Here is a 16721-nt window from a genome sequence, read left to right as displayed (position 1 = left end):
CACTAAAGAACAAGCTATTTTACTGTCTATAGGGGAACGGAGAGATCAGATGCTTAGCCTGACGGTCACGGAGGATGAGAATGGGGCGGGAATCCAGCCGGTGTCAGTCAATGACATTTTGTTTTTGCAGACCAATATGAAAGCTCTCGTGGAGGTCCACACCAGGGGAGGCAAATACTACACCGTAGGGCCGCTGCGGTTCTGGGAAAGCGCATTTGCGCAGGGGGGCTTTCAGTTTGTCCGTCTGGACAGAGGAGTGCTGGCCAACCTGGCGCAGATTAAATGCATTAACACTACGCTGAAGTTCGCATATTTTGAATATCCGGTAACAAACCGGACCAAATACTGCATGATGTCCGATGGAAGGTATAAGGCGATTATGGAGGAGCTTCCTGCCGATATTCCCCGGATTGAAACCATATTGGATTAGATAAAAAAGGGACCGCTTAAGGATTAACTCCTAAGCGGTCCCTTTATTTGAAGCTCATTCAATTGCTGTTAGTGAGTAGCATCCCAAATGGCTTCGTTCAGCAGATAGAGGGCATTGATGTAAGCCTCGGTTGTAGCCTGCTGATCGTTAAGCACGGCTTTTGCTTCCGTCACGCGGGCGGCGACCACAGTGTTGTTAATGGTACCAGCCGCGGCAATGCTGCCTTGAAGTGCTGTGCGTACATCCGGAACGGTCAGGATAATGTACTTGGTTACAATGGAAGAGCCGCGTTTCAGCTCAAGGGAAACCTTGTACTGCACAGGACTGCTTGTACCATTGAAATGCTGGAGCTTCACAGCACCGTCTGTGTATTCGAGATACACATCGGAGCTGACCGTTCCGATCGGCTGAACGCTCAGAACGTTAAGTGTAATATCTGCCGGCACCTGGACTCCAGGAGTGTTCAGATAGACGTTCTGGTAGACGGCTTGGGTAGCTGATACCGTAAAGTCGGTGTAGACTGTATTGGCGACAGTCACCAGCTCATTGTAAGCCGATTCGCTGATGTAATCGACAGTAATGCGTGAGCTATACTGGCCGAAGGCATCTTCCCGGTAAAGAGTGAGGGAACCGCCTGAGCTCTTGAGATTGAGATTTGTGAATGTTACGATATCGGATTCTGCAGTTGCTGTAGAAGAATGCAAATTGCTGATATTCTCGTTGCTCAGAACCACATGTTCTCCCGGAGCAAGGCCGCTGACGGTAACGGTGTCATTCGCTTCGGACTTGTTCACTACATGAACGGCATCCGGATCGATGGGTTCCAGGACAGCCGGATTGCTAACGGTAGGCAGTGAATCAGCCAGTACGTTGGTGTCGTTGAAAGACAGGTTGCCCGCCGAGATGGTCAGATCGAATACATGCCAGTACAGCTCCGGACTGGTTCCAGCCGGGATGTTGTAGGTCTTGACCGGAGTCGCGCTGGCCCCGCTGTAGACCTCAACCTTCGCACCGGAAGCGGTGAGAGTATAAGCGTTATCCGGTCCGTTGCCACTGTAGTTATGGACGTAGAACTGATAAGTGCCGTTAATCTGCTTGCGGATCGTAGTGGTCTCGGGACCATAGGAGTCCACGTCATCATGATCCAGATCGGCGTATAGCTCGTCCTGATAGCCGTATTGCTTCTTGCCGTACCACGTATGGAACGTCTGTCCATCCGGAGTAGGTCCGAACAAATGGGAGTCCTCATCGTTCGGGTTCTCGTTCCAGGTCAGCACGATCCGGATTTCATCAGCTTTTGGAATGCGGATTGCCGTGGCATCCTGTCCGTAGTTCTTGTAGTCGCTTAAGGATACGCCGACTACATAAGTTGTAATGAAGCCTGCTTTGACCAGCTCGCCAGTGTAGATGCCGGGCGCGAGATTGGCAAAGTAATGACCGTACACATCCGTAACCACGGTTGCGGCGATTTCGCCTGAAGTAGTTCCGAGGCCTCTGCGGAAGTTGATTGTCATATCCGCAACAGGCTGGTTGTCCACATCGGTGATGGTGCCTTCAAAGCCGTAGACGGTATCGGTGACCGAACCGCCGGAGCCACCGGTGCCGCCAACTGGAACGCCAACCGATACGGTTACATTTGGAGCCGTAATGACTTGGCCAGGCGTCTGTGCGATCGTCGAGCCCGACGTGTTGACATATGCCGTTCCGATGGTTCCCTGGCCGGTAATATGAGCGATTGCGTTCAGGACCAGAGTCTGGACGCTGGTTCCGGCAGCCAGATCAATGGTCGTATTGCCGGCGGTAGGAGCAACCTGCAGATTCTGCACGGAGCCGGAGGTGAGGCTGACGCGGATAGATGTTGCAAAGATATCTACCGTGTTGAAATTCCCCGCCAATTCAACTTGAGCGCCTACCGGAATCAGATCGGAGAGGCTGACATTGCCGAAGCCGCTGCCGCTGCCCGATTCCTGCAGAAGGGCTCCGGATTGAAGCGTAGTCTGCTGTACCGAGGTCGATCCTTCGGTAACGATGCGGATGCTTCCGTCTTTCTTGTTCACTATAACAGTAACGAGAACGGAATCATCGACATGAATACTGTTCTTGCCGCCGCCGTTAATGACGGTTGTACCCTTAACGGTGACATTCTTCAGCGTGATATCACCTTTGCCGACATCCTCGCCGATAATCAGATTACCGTTGATGACGGTGTTGCGAAGGGTGATATCCGGAGCATTCAGATACACGGAGCCGTTAACAGTAACGGTTCCGTTCTCCGGACCGTAAGTGCCCGCCTTGTCATACACGACAGTCTGGCTGCTAGCGCGAAGCTTCAGCGCCCGGTCGAGGACGACGACAGCTTCGGCGCGTGTAGCGGTGTCTTGCGGTCTGAATTTACCGCCAGAGCCCTGCATGAGGCCGGCCTCAGCGACTGCTGCGATGGAATCCTTGCTCCAGGCATGGCTGGCAACAAGGTCTGTGAAGCCCGTATTTGAAGCCGAAGCGTTCAGCTTCAGAAGAGAGGCTACGATTACAGCCAGCTCTTCACGGGTAATGGATTTGTTCGGTTTGAAGGTCTGGTCGCTATATCCTTTTATGTAGGCCGCAGCGGATGCTTTGGAAATTTCGTTATAGTACCAGGCGCCGTTCTTAACATCCTTGAATGAGATGGAGGCGATTTCATTAAATCCGAACGAATGGTTAACGAGAGCTGTAAATTCTGCGCGGGTGATCTGGTTATCCGGCTTGAGCGAACCATCCTGGTATCCGGAGATCAGTCCCTGCGACTTCCACTGCTCCAGTATGTCTGCCGCCCAATGCCCGACTGTGTCGGCTGCGCCTACAGCAGGCTTCGATGTGTCGGCGGCAAATGCCTGGCCGAACGAGGCCAGAACCAGGCACAAGGTCAAGACCAGCATCATGCTCCTCTTCATTGCGCTACTTCTTTTTCTCAATTGTATACACCCCACCAGTTTTTGATTTCTGTCTTAAAAAGGTGACAGTGAACCCTCTTTTCCTCCCTTCTAAGTAAAGTTTATATCTATCACTTTATCGGCAATCTTATGAGCCGAATGAACTATTTAATAGGATTTTCGTATCATTTCGTCTGAAAATGAGTCATTTTACACAGAATTTACATATTAGCGAAATAGGGATGACAATCAGAGTTTCGGTTAAATATGAAGTATGAATCAGAAGGGAGGGAGTAGAAATGGAGAATCATCACAGCCTGGAGCTGGCAACTTTCGCGGGCGGCTGCTTCTGGTGCATGGTCAAGCCGTTTGACGAATTGCCAGGCATCGCTTCGATAGTTTCGGGCTATACGGGCGGACATACGGAGAACCCTACATATGATAGCGTCGGAACCGAGACGACCGGCCATTATGAAGCGGTTCAGATTACCTTTGATCCGGAAGTGTTTCCTTACGAGCGTCTGCTGGATCTCTATTGGCGGCAGATCGACCCGACGGATGCGGGCGGGCAGTTTCTGGACAGGGGCTCATCTTACAAAACGGCGATTTTCGTTCACAATGAAGGGCAGAGGAGAGTTGCAGAGGCGTCGAAACGGGAGCAGCAGGCCAGCAGGAGGTTTAAGGGGAAAATTGTCACGGAGATTTTGCCCGCGGGCCGCTTTTATCCGGCGGAAGATGAGCATCAGGCCTATTACAAGACGCATCCCTTCAAATATAAGCAGTATTATCAGGGGTCAGGACGGAATGATTATGTCCGAAAGCATTGGAACGGAGAGCGGGAGCGGCAACTGTTGCGTTCTCGATTAACCGAGCGGCAGTACAAGGTTATCCAACTGATGGAGCAGGAGCCTCCTTATCAGAATGAGTACTGGGATAATAAGAGGGAGGGTATCTATGTGGATGTGGTGGACGGGACGCCGCTGTTCAGCTCGAAGGATCAGTTCCCTTCACCGTCAGGCTGGCCCGCTTTCGCGAAGCCGCTGGAAGAGGGATTCATTACAAGAGAAGGGGGGCGAAGCGAGGGGAAGCCGGTGACCTTGCTGCGGAGCAGATTGAGCGGGGCTTATCTCGGCAGGCTGTTGTTCAATGGTCCGGAGCCGGAGAAGCTTCATTACAGCGTGAACTCCGCCGCCCTCCGGTTCATCCCGAAGGAGGATATAGCCGGAAGCAGGGAAGAGCGGTACGCCTCTTTTGGAGAGGACTAGCCTAAAGCCAAAGTGTGATATACCGCATAATCTAAAAGAGAGCCCCCTATAGCCGGCTGCCCAGAAGGAAGCTCTGGGCGGCTGCAGCCAAGGGGGCTCGCCATTTTATTGCTCGCTTATGCGATTACTCTAGACTCTTTGATTACTGCTTCACGATATCCTGAACGGCTTTGTCGAGCTTATCCAGCAGCTGGTCGCGGTTGATTTGTCCGCCCAGGTATTCCTGCATGGCAGCGCCGAAGCCTTGAGTTACGCCATCCGGGAAACGGTCCCAGTTCCAGCTCAGAGCGGTGGAGGACTGACTTTGAACCGCCACGGCTACCTGGCCGATGTCCTCAGCCGTGGTTGTGATGTCGGATTCGGCCGGAATGAACTTGAACTCCTTGGCCAAATATTTCTTGCCTGCATCGGAGGATACCATCCAGTTCAGGAATGCCTTGGCTTCTTCCGGATGAGCCGACTTGCTGTTCACAATCCAGTTGTTCGGTACGCCTACATAAATATGGCCTTCCTGATCGTTGATCGGCATTGGCAGCAGGCCGAGGTTGAGGTTCGGGTCGATCTTGTCGATGTCGCCCTGCGTCCAGTTGCCCTGCATCATCATCGCAGCTTTGCCGGCGGCGAAGTCGGCAACCTGTGTAGCGTAATCGGTCGTTACTTTATTGTCTTGTGCGTTGTCAAAAATTACGTCCACGAGATCGAGCCATTGCTTGAAGACTTCATTGCCTTTGATCGTCTGCTTGCCGGCCTTCAGATCATCGATGAAGGTAGCCGGGTCCTGCTGGTTGGCAAGGGCGACGTTCACGAGATGGATACCCATGGACCACCATTCGTTGGTCGCTTCAAAAGGCGTGATGCCTGCGGCCTTCAGCTTCGCGACAGCGTCCTTCAGCTGTGCCAGTGTCTTAGGCTCTTCTGTAATGCCGGCTTTGGTGAACAGATCCTTGTTGTAGATAAGGCCATAGCCTTCAACGTTCATCGGCATGCCGTAGAGTTTGCCGTCAACGGTCGTCGGGATCTTGGAGGATTCGATCAGCTTGCTTACCCAAGGCTGATCCGAGAGATCGGTTGCGCGGTCCATGTAAGGAACAAGTGCCGCGAAGCCGCCGTTGTTGAAGATTTCAGGCTCTGAGCCCGAAGCGATTTCGGCTTTGAGCAGCGCGCCGTAGTCTTCGCCGCCGCCGTGAGTTTCGACTTGCACCTTGACGCCAGTCTCTTTCTCGTATTCTTCGGCCAGGGCGTTAAGCTGTTCAGCGATTTCAACTTTGAACTGGAACACTTTAATCGTTACATCTTTTTTGGGAACTGTGGATGCAGCCGGCGCGGCTGAGCCGGAGGTACCGCTGTTGTTCGCGGCGGAGTTGTTATTGCCCCCGCCTCCGCAACCTGCAATAATAAGGATGCAAACGATTGCGAGGAGGAAAGCGAACCGTCTTTTCTTCATAATTTAATGCCTCCCTTTGTTTTGTAAGTGTTTACATTCATATCGTAATGCAATCTTGCATGGACCAACACTTAATTTTTTGTCTGAAAAGGTGGATATTGTTGTCGCTGCCTGTCAGCCTTTCACCGACCCGGCCGTAACGCCTTCGACGATGTATTTTTGCAGGCTCAGGAAGAACAGCAGAACCGGAACAATCGCCATAACGAGGCCTGCCAACGCCAGATCCCACTTCTTGGTATACTGGCCGAAGAATTTCGTAACAGCCACCGGCAGCGTCGTCAAATCTTTGTTGCCGCCTATAATGAGGACGGGCAGCAGGTAGTCGTTCCAGATCCACAGTGTATTTAGTATAACCACAGTTACGATGATCGGCATCAGCAGCGGGAAGACGATCCGGAAGAAGACGCCGAAGGGTCCCGTTCCGTCAACGCGGGCCGCTTCCTCCAGCTCATAAGGCACGGTCTTGATGAAGCCGTGAAAGAGGAAGACGGACAGCGGCATCCCGAATCCGAGATAGCAGGCTACAATGCCGTAGAGCTCGCCGCGCAGCTCCAGCATGCTGGTAACGCGCACCAGCTGAAGCATGAGCGACTGAAAGGGAATGATCATGGCCGATATGAGCAGCAGGAAGACGAAAGAGTTGAACTTCGTCGGCTTTCTGACAATCTGATAGGCTGCCATGGAGCTGAACACGACGATCAAGAGCACGCTTAGTGCCGTTATCTGAAAAGAGTTCCAGAACGCCTGCGGGAAGTCGATCATTTTCCAGACATCGGAATAATTGCTGAAGTGGAACACCTGCGGGAACGAGGCCGCGTCGAGCAAAATCTCCTTCAGTGTCTTGACCGAGTTGGACAGCACCAGATAGAAGGGAGCCAGGAACACCAGCGCGAGCAGGATAGCGACGATTTCCAGGGCAAAGGTTTTGGACTTGTACGGGCTGATATTCATCAGGCTGATACCTCCTTGCGTTTCGTAATCAGCACCTGAGTAATGGTAATCAGCGATACGGCAACGAAGAACAACAGTGCTTTGGCGGTTCCGAGTCCGTAGCGGTTGTTGATCAGGGCTTCTGCGTAGATGTTATAGGCCAGCGATTGCGTCGAAGTGCCCGGTCCGCCCTTGGTTAGCGACAGGTTGAGGTCGAACATTTTGAACGCATTCGAGATGGTCAGGAACAGGCAGATGGTGATGGCCGGCATGATCAGCGGAACGTACACGCTTCTGAACAGCTGCGCCGGACGAGCGCCGTCGATCTTGGCCGCCTCGACCAGATCCTTCGGAATCCCGGCCAGCGATGCGATATAGATGATCATCATGTAGCCTGCGGTCTGCCAGACGAATACGATGACCAGTCCCCAGAAGCCGGTGGACGGCGTTCCCAGCCAGGGAAGCTTGAAGAACGGGATATGGGTGAGCTCGCCGATGGTGGCGAAGCCCTTGGTGAAAATGAACTGCCAAATATAGCCGAGCAGGATGCCGCCGATTACGTTCGGCATGAAGAAGACGGTACGCAGCACATTCTTGGTCTTGAGCGAAGCCATCAGCATGAAGGCAAGGATCAGGGCCAGCACGTTGGCGATAATAACGGATACAACCGTGAACCGCAGCGTGAAGTACAGCGAATTCCAGAAGCCATCGTCATGGAGAATCCGGCTCCAGTTCGCAGAGCCTGTCCACACCGCTTTGTTCAGGTCAAGACCGTTCCAGTCGGTGGAGGAATAATAGAAGCCTAGAATGAAAGGGGTTACCACTATGGTCAGAAAGAAAAGAAGACAAGGACCCAGAAATACGATCTGCTGGCCCCATCCCTTGCGTCTGCCCCGCTTTTTTCTTGTGGCCTGCACTGCCGGCGGATTGATCCCGGTGCCGAGTTTGGATTCGTTTGCAACACCCAGCGCTTTTTTCATGGCGGTTCTCCTTTGTACGTAGTATCATTGCTTCACACCTTCATTATAGTAACCCCTGCTCATCGCCAACACTCATTATGATGACCATAAAAGTGGATTTTATTGCAGCGCTGTTCCGGTCGATTGCCATGAAATAAGGAGGAGCCTCATTGTTCAAACACAGCATCCGAACCCGGCTGATGGCCCTTGTGCTGCTGGCTGCGGTCATACCGGCCGGCGTCTCGGTTATCTTTTCTTATTTGTATACGAAGCAGTCGTTCACCGAGCAGGCGCTCAACCAGAACCGCAAGCTGCTGACACTCGGAGCGGCCAATCTGTCCAGCTATTTTCAAAAAATAAACCAGCTGGGCCTCAGCATCTACAGCGGAATCAATATCCAGAACTCGTTCTACACCTCCATTCTGACCACCAAGAATCCGAACGGCGTCCCGGAAGGGACGATTCAGCCGGACAACCGGAATGTGGTGCTCTCACAGCTGTACAATCTGTTTCTGTCGGACCGGAATATATTCAAAATCCATCTATACGTCCGGGCCAACAGCCAGTCCAATATGCTGCTGAACGGACAGTTCCGGCGGGAGACCAATCTCACCTATAAGGCGCCCGCCAATCCGAACGGCACAAACCGTCCTTTTATCGAGGTGACGCATATGGACCAGCAGTTCGGCATGAGGTCGGGATTTCCGAATTTCAAACCCGGACAGATGCCGGTATTCACCGCCCATGTCCCGATCTACAAAACGCCGAGCGACGAGGTTCTGGCCGATCTGTCCATCGATTTCAAACTGGCCGATATCGAGGAGATTGCTAGGTCGATGTTCAGCCCCGGCACCGAGACGCTCTATGTGATCAATGAGCAGGGCCAGATTCTCTATGCTCCCGGCAGCGCTGCGGACAATGAATGGAACGGGCGAACCGTGGGGGCGGGCTGGGTCAAGGAGCTGAAGTCGGACAGCGGAAATTTCTCCTGGAGCGATAAGAACTTTAACGGAATCGTCATGTACAAGAAGGTTGATTCCACGCTCTTTAGGGGATCGGTGGTGAAGCTGACGCCCTATGAAACGCTGTACAGCGACGCGAGGACCATCAGCCGGATCAATACCGGAATCGGTGTGCTGTTTCTCATCATTTCGGGGATTGCGGCCGTTCTGATCTCCATTGGCTTCACCCGGCCGATCAAGAAGCTGATCTCCTATACCCAGCGGGTTCAGATCGGTCAGTTGGACGCTTCCGTCGATTCGATAAGCGAGGATGAATTCGGGCTGCTGACGCGCAAAATAACGGAGATGACCCGGACGATCAATGATCTCATCCTGCAGGAGTACCGGTTGGAAATCGCGAATAAGACCAACCAGCTAAAGGTGCTTCAAGCCCAGGTCAATCCGCATTTTCTGTATAATGCGCTGCAATCGATCGCTTCCTTGTCGCTGCGGTATAACGCGCCGAAAATCTACGATCTGATCTATTCTCTCGGCAGCATGATGCGGTACTCCATGACGACGAACGAGGGCCAGGTCACGCTTCAGGACGAAATCGAGCATGTGGAAAATTATTTCATCCTGCAGCAGGAGCGTTTCGGCGAAGAGAACCTGAGGATGGAGACCGATATTGAAGACAGGGTGCGGGTACTGCCGGTTCCCAAAATGATTCTTCAGCCGCTCGTCGAAAATATCTTCAAGCATGGCTTCCGGAGCGGAATCAAGAATGGCATGATCTGGCTGAAGGCGGGAATCGACGATGAGAACCGTCTGGTTATCACCATTCGTGACAATGGACAAGGCATATCCGAATCGCGGCTGGAGGAAGTGAGAAAGGGACTGGAACGAAATGAACCGGGGGACGAGGAGGGCATCGGACTGCGAAATGTACTGTCGCGGCTGCGGCTGCAGATCAGCGAGAATGCCCGGCTGCTTCTGATAGGAGGACAAGAAGGCGCCGAGGTAACACTGATCGTTCCCATGCCAGAATCAAGTGGTCGATATGAGGAGTGAACCTGAAATGAAAGTCTTGATCGTCGACGACGAGAAGCATGTACGCGAGGCCATCCGGTATTTCGTCCCGTGGGAACAATACGGGGTTACCGGTATTTACGAAGCGACGAACGGACAGGAAGCGATGGAGATTGTGCTGGAGCAGGAGCCGGCGGTTGTGTTCACGGATATGCGCATGCCGATGATGGACGGCGCCGAGCTGCTGGAATGGCTGCACCGCTGCTCACCCTATACGAAGACGATCGTCATCAGCGGCTATCAGGATTTCAGCTATGTGAAGCCGGCTATTGTATACGGAGGTATAGATTACCTGCTGAAGCCGGTGAACCGTAAGGCGCTGGTCGCCGCAGCGGACCGGGCCTTCCAGAAATGGAACGAGGAGAAGCAGGAGCGCGAACGTTCTTTTCATCAAAATATCCAGCTCAACGTGCTCCGTCCCCTGTACTGGGACAAGAGGCTCACGGATTTGATCAGCGGAACCGTAGCCTATCCGGATCTGGAAGAAGCGATGCTGGGGGAGCTTGGGCTGCCCCGCGGAGCCGGACGCTGCCGGGTCGCCGTCATCGCGCTTCAGTCCTCGGGCGGACTCCTGCTTCGGAAATTCGGCGGGGACGTCCAGCTTACCTCCTTCGTGCTGGCCAATGTCTGCAACGAAATCGTAAGCCGGAATCAGGAGGGCTTCGCCTTCCGCTACTGGCATGACGGGGCCGATGTGGTTATCCTGCTCTGGTCCGGCCTGGAGAACGCGGAGAAGATGCTGATGGATATTAACGAATCGGTGCGTTCCGCCTACGGCATCCCGCTGGATATCGGCCTCAGCCCCGTGCTTCCTTTTCCGGATCGGTTGAAGGACGCATTCACGGGGGCAAAAACGGCCCTCACGGAACGTAATCTGCTGCGGACAGGAAGCCATATTCATACCGCAGCCGAAGCGGCGCTCGTGCCGGAAGTGCCCGGAGCCGGAAGCGGAGAGCTGCTGGAGAAGCTGCGCCTGTCGCTGATGTCCGGGGATTCGGAGCGCATCCAGCGCAGTCTGGAGGAGTGGGCCGATTTCGGAGCAAGATCGGGTGTGCTGACCTTAAGCGGTCTGCGCATTTTGGAGGACAGCCTGAAGGACATGCTGGGCAAATGGAAAAAGGAGTGGGCGGACAGCGGGTACGCCGCGGCTGACAGCCTGCCCGCATTCCGTTCTCCGCTGGATGAGCATGGCGAGTTCTCCTTCCTTCGCTGGAAGGAAGGGCTGAAGAATATTATTCTCGGCCTCTCCGGGGAGAGCCGCTTGTCCCGGGCCTCGGACAGCCGGATTGTACTGGAGATCAGGGAGTACCTGGACCGAAATTTCCAGCAGGAAATTACGCTTCAGCATATTGCGGACCGGTTCTTCCTCAGCCGGGAAAATGTATCGCGGAAATTCAAGCAGGTGACGGGGGAGAATCTGTCCGATTACTTGACCAGCTTGCGGATTGAGAAGGCGAAGGAGCTGCTCCAGAATTCCGACTTGCGGATGTCGCGGATCGCCGAGCTCGTCGGGTATGAAGATGAGAAATACTTCAGCCGGGTCTTCAAGAAGGCGACGGGTCAGACGCCGCGTGAATTCCGCAAGCAGGAGGACGAGGAGCAGTAGAGGTACACGGGTGGAAGCGGATCGAGTAGATTGAACAGGATCGAGCAGGGAAACGGCTCCATGTCCGGACAAATCGTCCGGGGCATGGAGCCGTCTTGGTTCAAGGATGCTTGGACTATACCCAGGCGCGGGAGTCCTTCTATGCCTTCAGAATCTCTTCAATCTTCTCAAGCTCTTCTACGCTGAGCTCCGGCGCGGCGAGCGAGCCTACCGCGTCCTCGATCTGGCTCACCTTGCTGGCGCCGATCAGCGCCGAAGTGACGCGGCCGCCGCGAAGGACCCAGGAGAGCGCAAGCTGGGACATCTTCTGTCCGCGCGCTTCCGCAATCTCGTTCAGGCGGCGGACCTTGCCGATCGTGTCATCCGTAATCTGCTTCTCGGACAGGAAGACGCTCGCGCCGGCCGCCCGGGAATCGGAGGTGATACCGTTCAGGTAACGGTCGGTCAGGATGCCCTGCTGCAGCGGCGAGAAGACGATGCTTCCGATGCCTTCCTCGTCCAGCACATCCTGGAGACCGTCTTCGATCCAGCGGGACATCATGGAGTAGTTCGGCTGGTGAATGAGACATGGCGTGCCGAGTTCGCGAAGAATGCGGGCAGCCTGCCGCGCTTCCTCCGGCCGGTAATTGGAGATGCCGACGTACAGCGCCTTGCCCTGGCGGACGAGGTGGTCCAGTGCGCCCATCGTTTCTTCAAGCGGTGTATTCGGATCGGGACGGTGATGGTAGTAAATATCGACATAATCCAGTCCCATCCGCTTCAGGCTCTGATCCAGGCTGGACACCAGGTATTTGCGGGAGCCCCACTCGCCGTAGGGACCCGGCCACATATAATAACCGGCTTTGCTGGAGATGATCATCTCATCGCGGTAAGGCAAGAAGTCTTTCTTCAGGATCGAACCGAAGGTCTCTTCCGCCGACCCGGCTGGCGGCCCGTAGTTATTGGCGAGATCGAAGTGGGTGATTCCCAGATCGAACGCTCTGCGCACCATTGCTCTGCCGTTCTCAAAGACATCGTTGCCGCCGAAGTTATGCCACAGCCCGAGGGAAATCGCGGGCAGCTTCAGGCCGCTGCGTCCGCAGCGGTTATATTTCATGTTCTCGTATCGTTCCGTGCTTGCCGTATACATACCGGTCTGATCACCCCGTAAATGGATTTGTTCGCAACCCCTGACCTGCCGGGTGCTTACGCTTCCATTGTAGTGGAAAAGAGAGAGACGGCGAATGTCAGCAAGGGAGGAATTTATGTCAAAATGTCAGATTGACATGCCGTTCCCGGTATTGCTTGGGGGAGCAGCCATTGGATTTCTTGAACATGCGCGAGAACAGAAGGGCATCCGCATATCCGATCGAGCGGGCGATTTCCCCTATGGTGCAGTCGGTCCGGGTAAGCAGCTCGCAGGCTTTGGCCATGCGGAAGCCGAGCAGATACTGGCTGGGCGGCATGCCGACGGCCTGCTTGAAGAGCGCCGACATATATTTGCGGTCAAGCTGAAGCATCTCCGAAATCTGCTCCATGCTTATGTCTTCGCAGTAATGGGATTGAAGAAAATGCAGGGCTTTCTCCACATGCTGATTCCGCCGTCCCCGATATGCCGGAACGCCGGATTCACTCGGAACGGTGCGAAGCAGATCGGCCAGAAATTGATACAGAACGGCCGTCAGCCGGAGGTCCAGCACACCTTCGTCCTTCGCGGTCTCCGTCAGCCGTTCGTACAAATCCTCCATCGCCTTGCCTTCGATGGGGAAGACCGGGCATTCCGGTGTGAGCGAGGTCCGGCCCAGCAGATGATCGACCTTGGCTCCGGTGAAAGCGATCCAGGAATACTCCCAAGGGTCCAGTTCATCGGCGGCATAATAGCTGACGATGCCGGGATAGGTGAGAAAGGCCTGTCCCGCGATCAGGGCATGAGCCTGTCCTCCGACTTCAAGCGAGCCGGTGCCGGAATGAATAAAATGGATTTTATAATAATCCCGGATTCCGGGGCCGAAGGAATGTCCGGGCAGACACTGCTCGCGTCCCCAGAACAGCAGATGCAGATCCGGATCAGCCCCGTAAGGCCGCTCTGTATTATAATGAAAGACCGCCATTTCCCAAGGCTCCTTTCTGATCTCATGAGGTGTACGGCGAACCGCTTCTTTCATTATAAAACAAGAATGCCCGGCAGTCTGCCAGGCAAAATAAAACCGGCACTCCTTCAAAGAAGCCGGTCTGTATACATATGGAAGGTAGACAGGCGCAGTCTACCGGAAAAGAAGCCTTAGGCTTCCATCTTCAGCATGACCAGCTCGTCTACCGGATTGCCATTCACCAAATGCTCCTGAACGATGCGCGGCACGTCTTCGGTCGTCAGATTGTAATACCAGACGCCGTCCGGATACACGATCAGGAACGGGCCGTTGCCGCAAAGACCGAGACAGCTCGTCTTGTTGATCTTGACGGTCTTGTTGATTCCCTGCTCAACAAGTTCCTCCTTAAAAGCCTGCATGACATCCTCTACATCCTGATTGTTGCAGTGTTCGCTGCAGCAAAACAGCAGATGCTTCTTTAAAACCTTAAGCCGCATGTTCATGGTTTTCCTCCTTGGTCGGTGTTGCTTTTATTCACATCTTTAGCATGAAGTATATTCCTTTTGCAGGCGTTTGTAAGGAGAAAAAGATGAGTGTTCCAAAAGATGTAATAAATCGAAAATTAATTTACGATTGCTGTGATTTAACCTAACGCCACTATTACAGAGAGGGGATTTTGTGACAAATTTATTCGAGATCCTTGACGATTTCAGGTTTGAAAATTTTAATTCGGGAATCCTGTGGCTCCCGGCGAGCTCTCCGTTTATACATAGTTCATTTGGTTAATTAAGCTATAAGCAAGGCGAGCTCCGTCTGAAAAAAGAGTACTCAGGAGGTAATCGATATGAATAAGAGAATTGTTGGCGTCTTTACAAACGAGCAGGATGCTTCTTTCGCTATCAACGATTTAAAGAATCATGGTCTTCGGACAGAGGATATCTCCGTTATCGCGAGCAACAGAGACGATATAAATGCCATTGGTGATGTAACGGGTACAAAAGCGACGGAAGGAATGGCTTCCGGTGCGGCGACAGGCGGTCTGCTCGGAGGTGTTACCGGATTGCTTGCCGGGATCGGCGCCCTGGCCATTCCGGGGATCGGCCCTATTATTGCGGCCGGTCCGATTGCGGCAACTCTGGCCGGAGCAGCGGTAGGGGCCGGAACGGGAGGCCTGGTCGGCGGCCTCATCGGTCTTGGCATTCCGGAGGATGAGGCGGAGACATACGACCGCTATGTGGACGAAGGCCGGATATTGGTTATGGTCGATGCCGATGTTTCCCGGGAAATGGATGTCTACGACATCTTCCGCTCCAATGGCTCGCTGAATAGCCATTACTATAGAGAGCAAGATCCGATGGACGGCGACCGTGTGGACGCGGAGAAATTCACGGGCCGTTCCGTGTCCGATTCCGTAGATGCCATCTCAAGCGGATCGGGTCTGGAAGGGCGTAATGACACCGGGCTTGACACAGCCAACTCCAATCCGGCGGGTGGAGCGGAGCATTTGAAATTGACCAGTCCGGCGGCGAAGCATAATTCGCCCGATGCCGTGTCAGATGAGCCGGAGGAGGATCGCATGAAGCGTATGCGGGAAGAGGAGCTTAGAGGCTCAAGGGATAAGAGGTAGCCAGTTAAGCGGGCGACGGAAGACGAGTCCATACCGGGCAAACGGGCGGAACGCCAAGCTTATGCGATTGTTGGACGGACAGGGAACTGCTCTATTGTAAAAGCACTCTCCGGAGTTTTCCGGGGAGTGCTTTTTTTGGGCGGAAGCCCGGCATAGGCCTCATCCTAGCGTAATCACTCACACAGAGCTGCTGGTTGCATGGGCAGTTCCCTGGATGTTGGATTTCATCGGCTTGAATACGGATAAGAGTGACAGAACAAATGAAATAGCTCCTGCAACGGTCAGAACCGTTAATGGCGAGCCCAGGTTTTTTCCTTTACCGAAATATAAGATATCCCGGAAAATCTCTGCTCCAAAACGCATCGGCGTCCATGAATACAACCAGTTTCTTGAAAAAGACGGCAGCATTTCTTGAGGTATTGGCAGAAGCGGCAATGTGAAGAAGAAAATCAGAATAATAATGGCCACTCCCCCCATCCCAACCCAATTTAGAACGAATGAGTGAATCAGGAAAAAACAGAAGCAGACAATTCCGAAATACAGGCAGAATTCCGCTGCATCAGGAATGGTGAGATTGACTGCTTTGGCCCACATTAGAGCCGTTAGTGAGGCTGCCGCTGCGAAAATAACTCCAAGTACCGCCTGAGATATTTTTATATACATGTTGCTGATTCTTAATTCAGGCCGCTTGTTTTTCCCCGATACGAATATGAGAATGGAAGTCGTCATACCCCCCAGCCAGGCCAATTGCGTAAAAGACACCGGTGCGTTGCCGTTTGCACTATGTGTAGGTACAGGATTGATGAATTTGGAAGTGAACTGTACGGGAGCCGCCAGAGCCTGGGCTTGTTCAGAGCTAAGACTGTTGCCTTTGCTTTTATACACTTGCATTATTTGAGTTCTGAAATTGGAATTGATGTTCTCGCTTATTGTGTTTACAACTTGCGTTAGCATGGAAGCGGCTGTCGAATTCATTCCCTGATTAATATACACTTGTATTTCGCCGGGTGAGGGATGCCCCCCTTGAAGCGAAGCGATCTTTGTACTCAGGTCCTCAGGCAAGATCAAAGCCCCGTAAAATTCTTCGTTATCGAGAGCGTTCATTGCTTGGGCTTCGCTGTCCAGAATCGTCCATTTCAAAGGCTGATCTTCGGTACCTGCTGCTGATTTGGTGATGTTATCCGTGATGATCTTGCCAAAATTCATTTGCTCCTTTCCGGGTATGCTCACACCCTTATCCAGAACGACTATGGCCATAGGCAGATTTTTTGGAGCCGGATTTACCGATGATCCCAATAGCGCCAGGGTTAGCAGAGTTATAACTGTAAAGACTGCAATAATTCCGAGCCAGGTCATTTTTTGCTTGAAAGGAAAAAGAAAATACTTCACGACTTAACCTCCTCTGGTTATCTTGAAATAGACAACGTGTTGACTTACAATTTCATTATACGA

At 53.2% G+C, this 16721-nt stretch carries 13 protein-coding genes; 5 read left to right on the top strand and 8 right to left on the bottom strand.

The window, feature by feature from the left end:
- The first annotated feature begins 49 nt into the window (after nucleotides 1-49).
- Nucleotides 50-430 carry a LytTR family transcriptional regulator DNA-binding domain-containing protein gene (locus tag KIH86_RS23925; RefSeq protein WP_223085897.1) on the top strand — a complete coding sequence of 127 codons (381 nt, stop codon included), beginning with the start codon at nucleotides 50-52 and terminating at the stop codon, nucleotides 428-430.
- Nucleotides 431-498: 68 nt separating this feature from the next.
- On the opposite strand, the gene KIH86_RS23920 is transcribed toward KIH86_RS23925, so the two are convergent.
- Nucleotides 499-3360, bottom strand: coding sequence for an S-layer homology domain-containing protein (locus tag KIH86_RS23920; RefSeq protein ID WP_223085896.1), 2862 nt, complete (start codon nucleotides 3358-3360; stop codon nucleotides 499-501).
- A gap of 278 nt (nucleotides 3361-3638) precedes the next feature.
- On the opposite strand from KIH86_RS23920, the gene msrA reads away from it, so the two are divergent.
- Entirely contained in the window at nucleotides 3639-4604 is a 966-nt protein-coding gene (msrA, locus tag KIH86_RS23915) for a peptide-methionine (S)-S-oxide reductase MsrA (protein ID WP_223085895.1), read from the top strand.
- Between the two features lie 142 nt (nucleotides 4605-4746).
- On the opposite strand, the gene KIH86_RS23910 is transcribed toward msrA, so the two are convergent.
- The 3 genes from KIH86_RS23910 to KIH86_RS23900 form a co-directional block, all read right to left on the bottom strand.
- Nucleotides 4747-6048, bottom strand: coding sequence for an ABC transporter substrate-binding protein (locus KIH86_RS23910; RefSeq protein WP_223085894.1), 1302 nt, complete (start codon nucleotides 6046-6048; stop codon nucleotides 4747-4749).
- Between the two features lie 114 nt (nucleotides 6049-6162).
- Entirely contained in the window at nucleotides 6163-6999 is an 837-nt protein-coding gene (locus tag KIH86_RS23905) for a carbohydrate ABC transporter permease (RefSeq protein ID WP_223085893.1), read from the bottom strand.
- The gene (locus KIH86_RS23900) at nucleotides 6999-7958 is read right to left on the bottom strand and encodes a carbohydrate ABC transporter permease (RefSeq protein ID WP_223085892.1); all 960 of its coding nucleotides are present in this window, start codon (nucleotides 7956-7958) and stop codon (nucleotides 6999-7001) included. The genes KIH86_RS23905 and KIH86_RS23900 overlap by 1 nt, the downstream gene beginning before the upstream one ends.
- 149 nt (nucleotides 7959-8107) lie before the next feature.
- On the opposite strand from KIH86_RS23900, the gene KIH86_RS23895 reads away from it, so the two are divergent.
- Both KIH86_RS23895 and KIH86_RS23890 read left to right on the top strand, forming a co-directional pair.
- A complete protein-coding gene (locus tag KIH86_RS23895; RefSeq protein WP_223085891.1) occupies nucleotides 8108-9949 on the top strand; it encodes a cache domain-containing sensor histidine kinase in 1842 nt (613 codons plus the stop codon).
- 7 nt (nucleotides 9950-9956) lie between these two features.
- Nucleotides 9957-11573 carry a response regulator gene (locus KIH86_RS23890; protein ID WP_223085890.1) on the top strand — a complete coding sequence of 539 codons (1617 nt, stop codon included), beginning with the start codon at nucleotides 9957-9959 and terminating at the stop codon, nucleotides 11571-11573.
- Between the two features lie 139 nt (nucleotides 11574-11712).
- Here the strand turns inward: KIH86_RS23890 and mgrA are convergent, their stop codons facing one another.
- The 3 genes from mgrA to KIH86_RS23875 form a co-directional block, all read right to left on the bottom strand.
- A complete protein-coding gene (gene mgrA / locus KIH86_RS23885) occupies nucleotides 11713-12702 on the bottom strand; it encodes an L-glyceraldehyde 3-phosphate reductase (protein ID WP_223085889.1) in 990 nt (329 codons plus the stop codon).
- A gap of 118 nt (nucleotides 12703-12820) precedes the next feature.
- On the bottom strand, nucleotides 12821-13663 hold the full coding sequence (locus tag KIH86_RS23880; protein ID WP_223085888.1) for an AraC family transcriptional regulator: 843 nt from the start codon (nucleotides 13661-13663) through the stop codon (nucleotides 12821-12823).
- Between the two features lie 170 nt (nucleotides 13664-13833).
- Entirely contained in the window at nucleotides 13834-14145 is a 312-nt protein-coding gene (locus KIH86_RS23875; RefSeq protein ID WP_223085887.1) for a (2Fe-2S) ferredoxin domain-containing protein, read from the bottom strand.
- Nucleotides 14146-14486: 341 nt separating this feature from the next.
- On the opposite strand from KIH86_RS23875, the gene KIH86_RS23870 reads away from it, so the two are divergent.
- A complete protein-coding gene (locus tag KIH86_RS23870) occupies nucleotides 14487-15269 on the top strand; it encodes a general stress protein (protein ID WP_223085886.1) in 783 nt (260 codons plus the stop codon).
- A 177-nt stretch (nucleotides 15270-15446) separates the two neighbouring features.
- Here KIH86_RS23870 and KIH86_RS23865 read toward each other — a convergent pair whose 3' ends face one another.
- Complete coding sequence (locus tag KIH86_RS23865; RefSeq protein ID WP_223085885.1) at nucleotides 15447-16658, bottom strand: YhgE/Pip domain-containing protein; 1212 nt, start codon at nucleotides 16656-16658, stop codon at nucleotides 15447-15449.
- Nucleotides 16659-16721 lie beyond the last annotated feature (63 nt).

Origin of the sequence: Paenibacillus sinensis (assembly GCF_019904155.1) — a bacterium.
Lineage (GTDB): Bacteria > Bacillota > Bacilli > Paenibacillales > Paenibacillaceae > Paenibacillus_AQ > Paenibacillus_AQ sinensis.
Note: the sequence above shows the minus strand (reverse complement) of the source record. Positions and strands in the feature narration are given on the sequence as shown.

Bases quoted from the DNA above. Each gene is read 5' to 3' on its own strand.
- KIH86_RS23910 (WP_223085894.1), bottom strand. From the start codon at position 6,048: ATGAAGAAAAGACGGTTCGCTTTCCTCCTCGCAATCGTTTGCATCCTT.
- KIH86_RS23900 (WP_223085892.1), bottom strand. From the start codon at position 7,958: ATGAAAAAAGCGCTGGGTGTTGCAAACGAATCCAAACTCGGCACCGGG.
- KIH86_RS23905 (WP_223085893.1), bottom strand. From the start codon at position 6,999: ATGAATATCAGCCCGTACAAGTCCAAAACCTTTGCCCTGGAAATCGTC.
- KIH86_RS23920 (WP_223085896.1), bottom strand. From the start codon at position 3,360: ATGAAGAGGAGCATGATGCTGGTCTTGACCTTGTGCCTGGTTCTGGCC.
- KIH86_RS23875 (WP_223085887.1), bottom strand. From the start codon at position 14,145: ATGAACATGCGGCTTAAGGTTTTAAAGAAGCATCTGCTGTTTTGCTGC.
- KIH86_RS23870 (WP_223085886.1), top strand. From the start codon at position 14,487: ATGAATAAGAGAATTGTTGGCGTCTTTACAAACGAGCAGGATGCTTCT.
- KIH86_RS23880 (WP_223085888.1), bottom strand. From the start codon at position 13,663: ATGGCGGTCTTTCATTATAATACAGAGCGGCCTTACGGGGCTGATCCG.
- msrA (WP_223085895.1), top strand. From the start codon at position 3,639: ATGGAGAATCATCACAGCCTGGAGCTGGCAACTTTCGCGGGCGGCTGC.
- KIH86_RS23925 (WP_223085897.1), top strand. From the start codon at position 50: ATGCTTAGCCTGACGGTCACGGAGGATGAGAATGGGGCGGGAATCCAG.
- mgrA (WP_223085889.1), bottom strand. From the start codon at position 12,702: ATGTATACGGCAAGCACGGAACGATACGAGAACATGAAATATAACCGC.
- KIH86_RS23890 (WP_223085890.1), top strand. From the start codon at position 9,957: ATGAAAGTCTTGATCGTCGACGACGAGAAGCATGTACGCGAGGCCATC.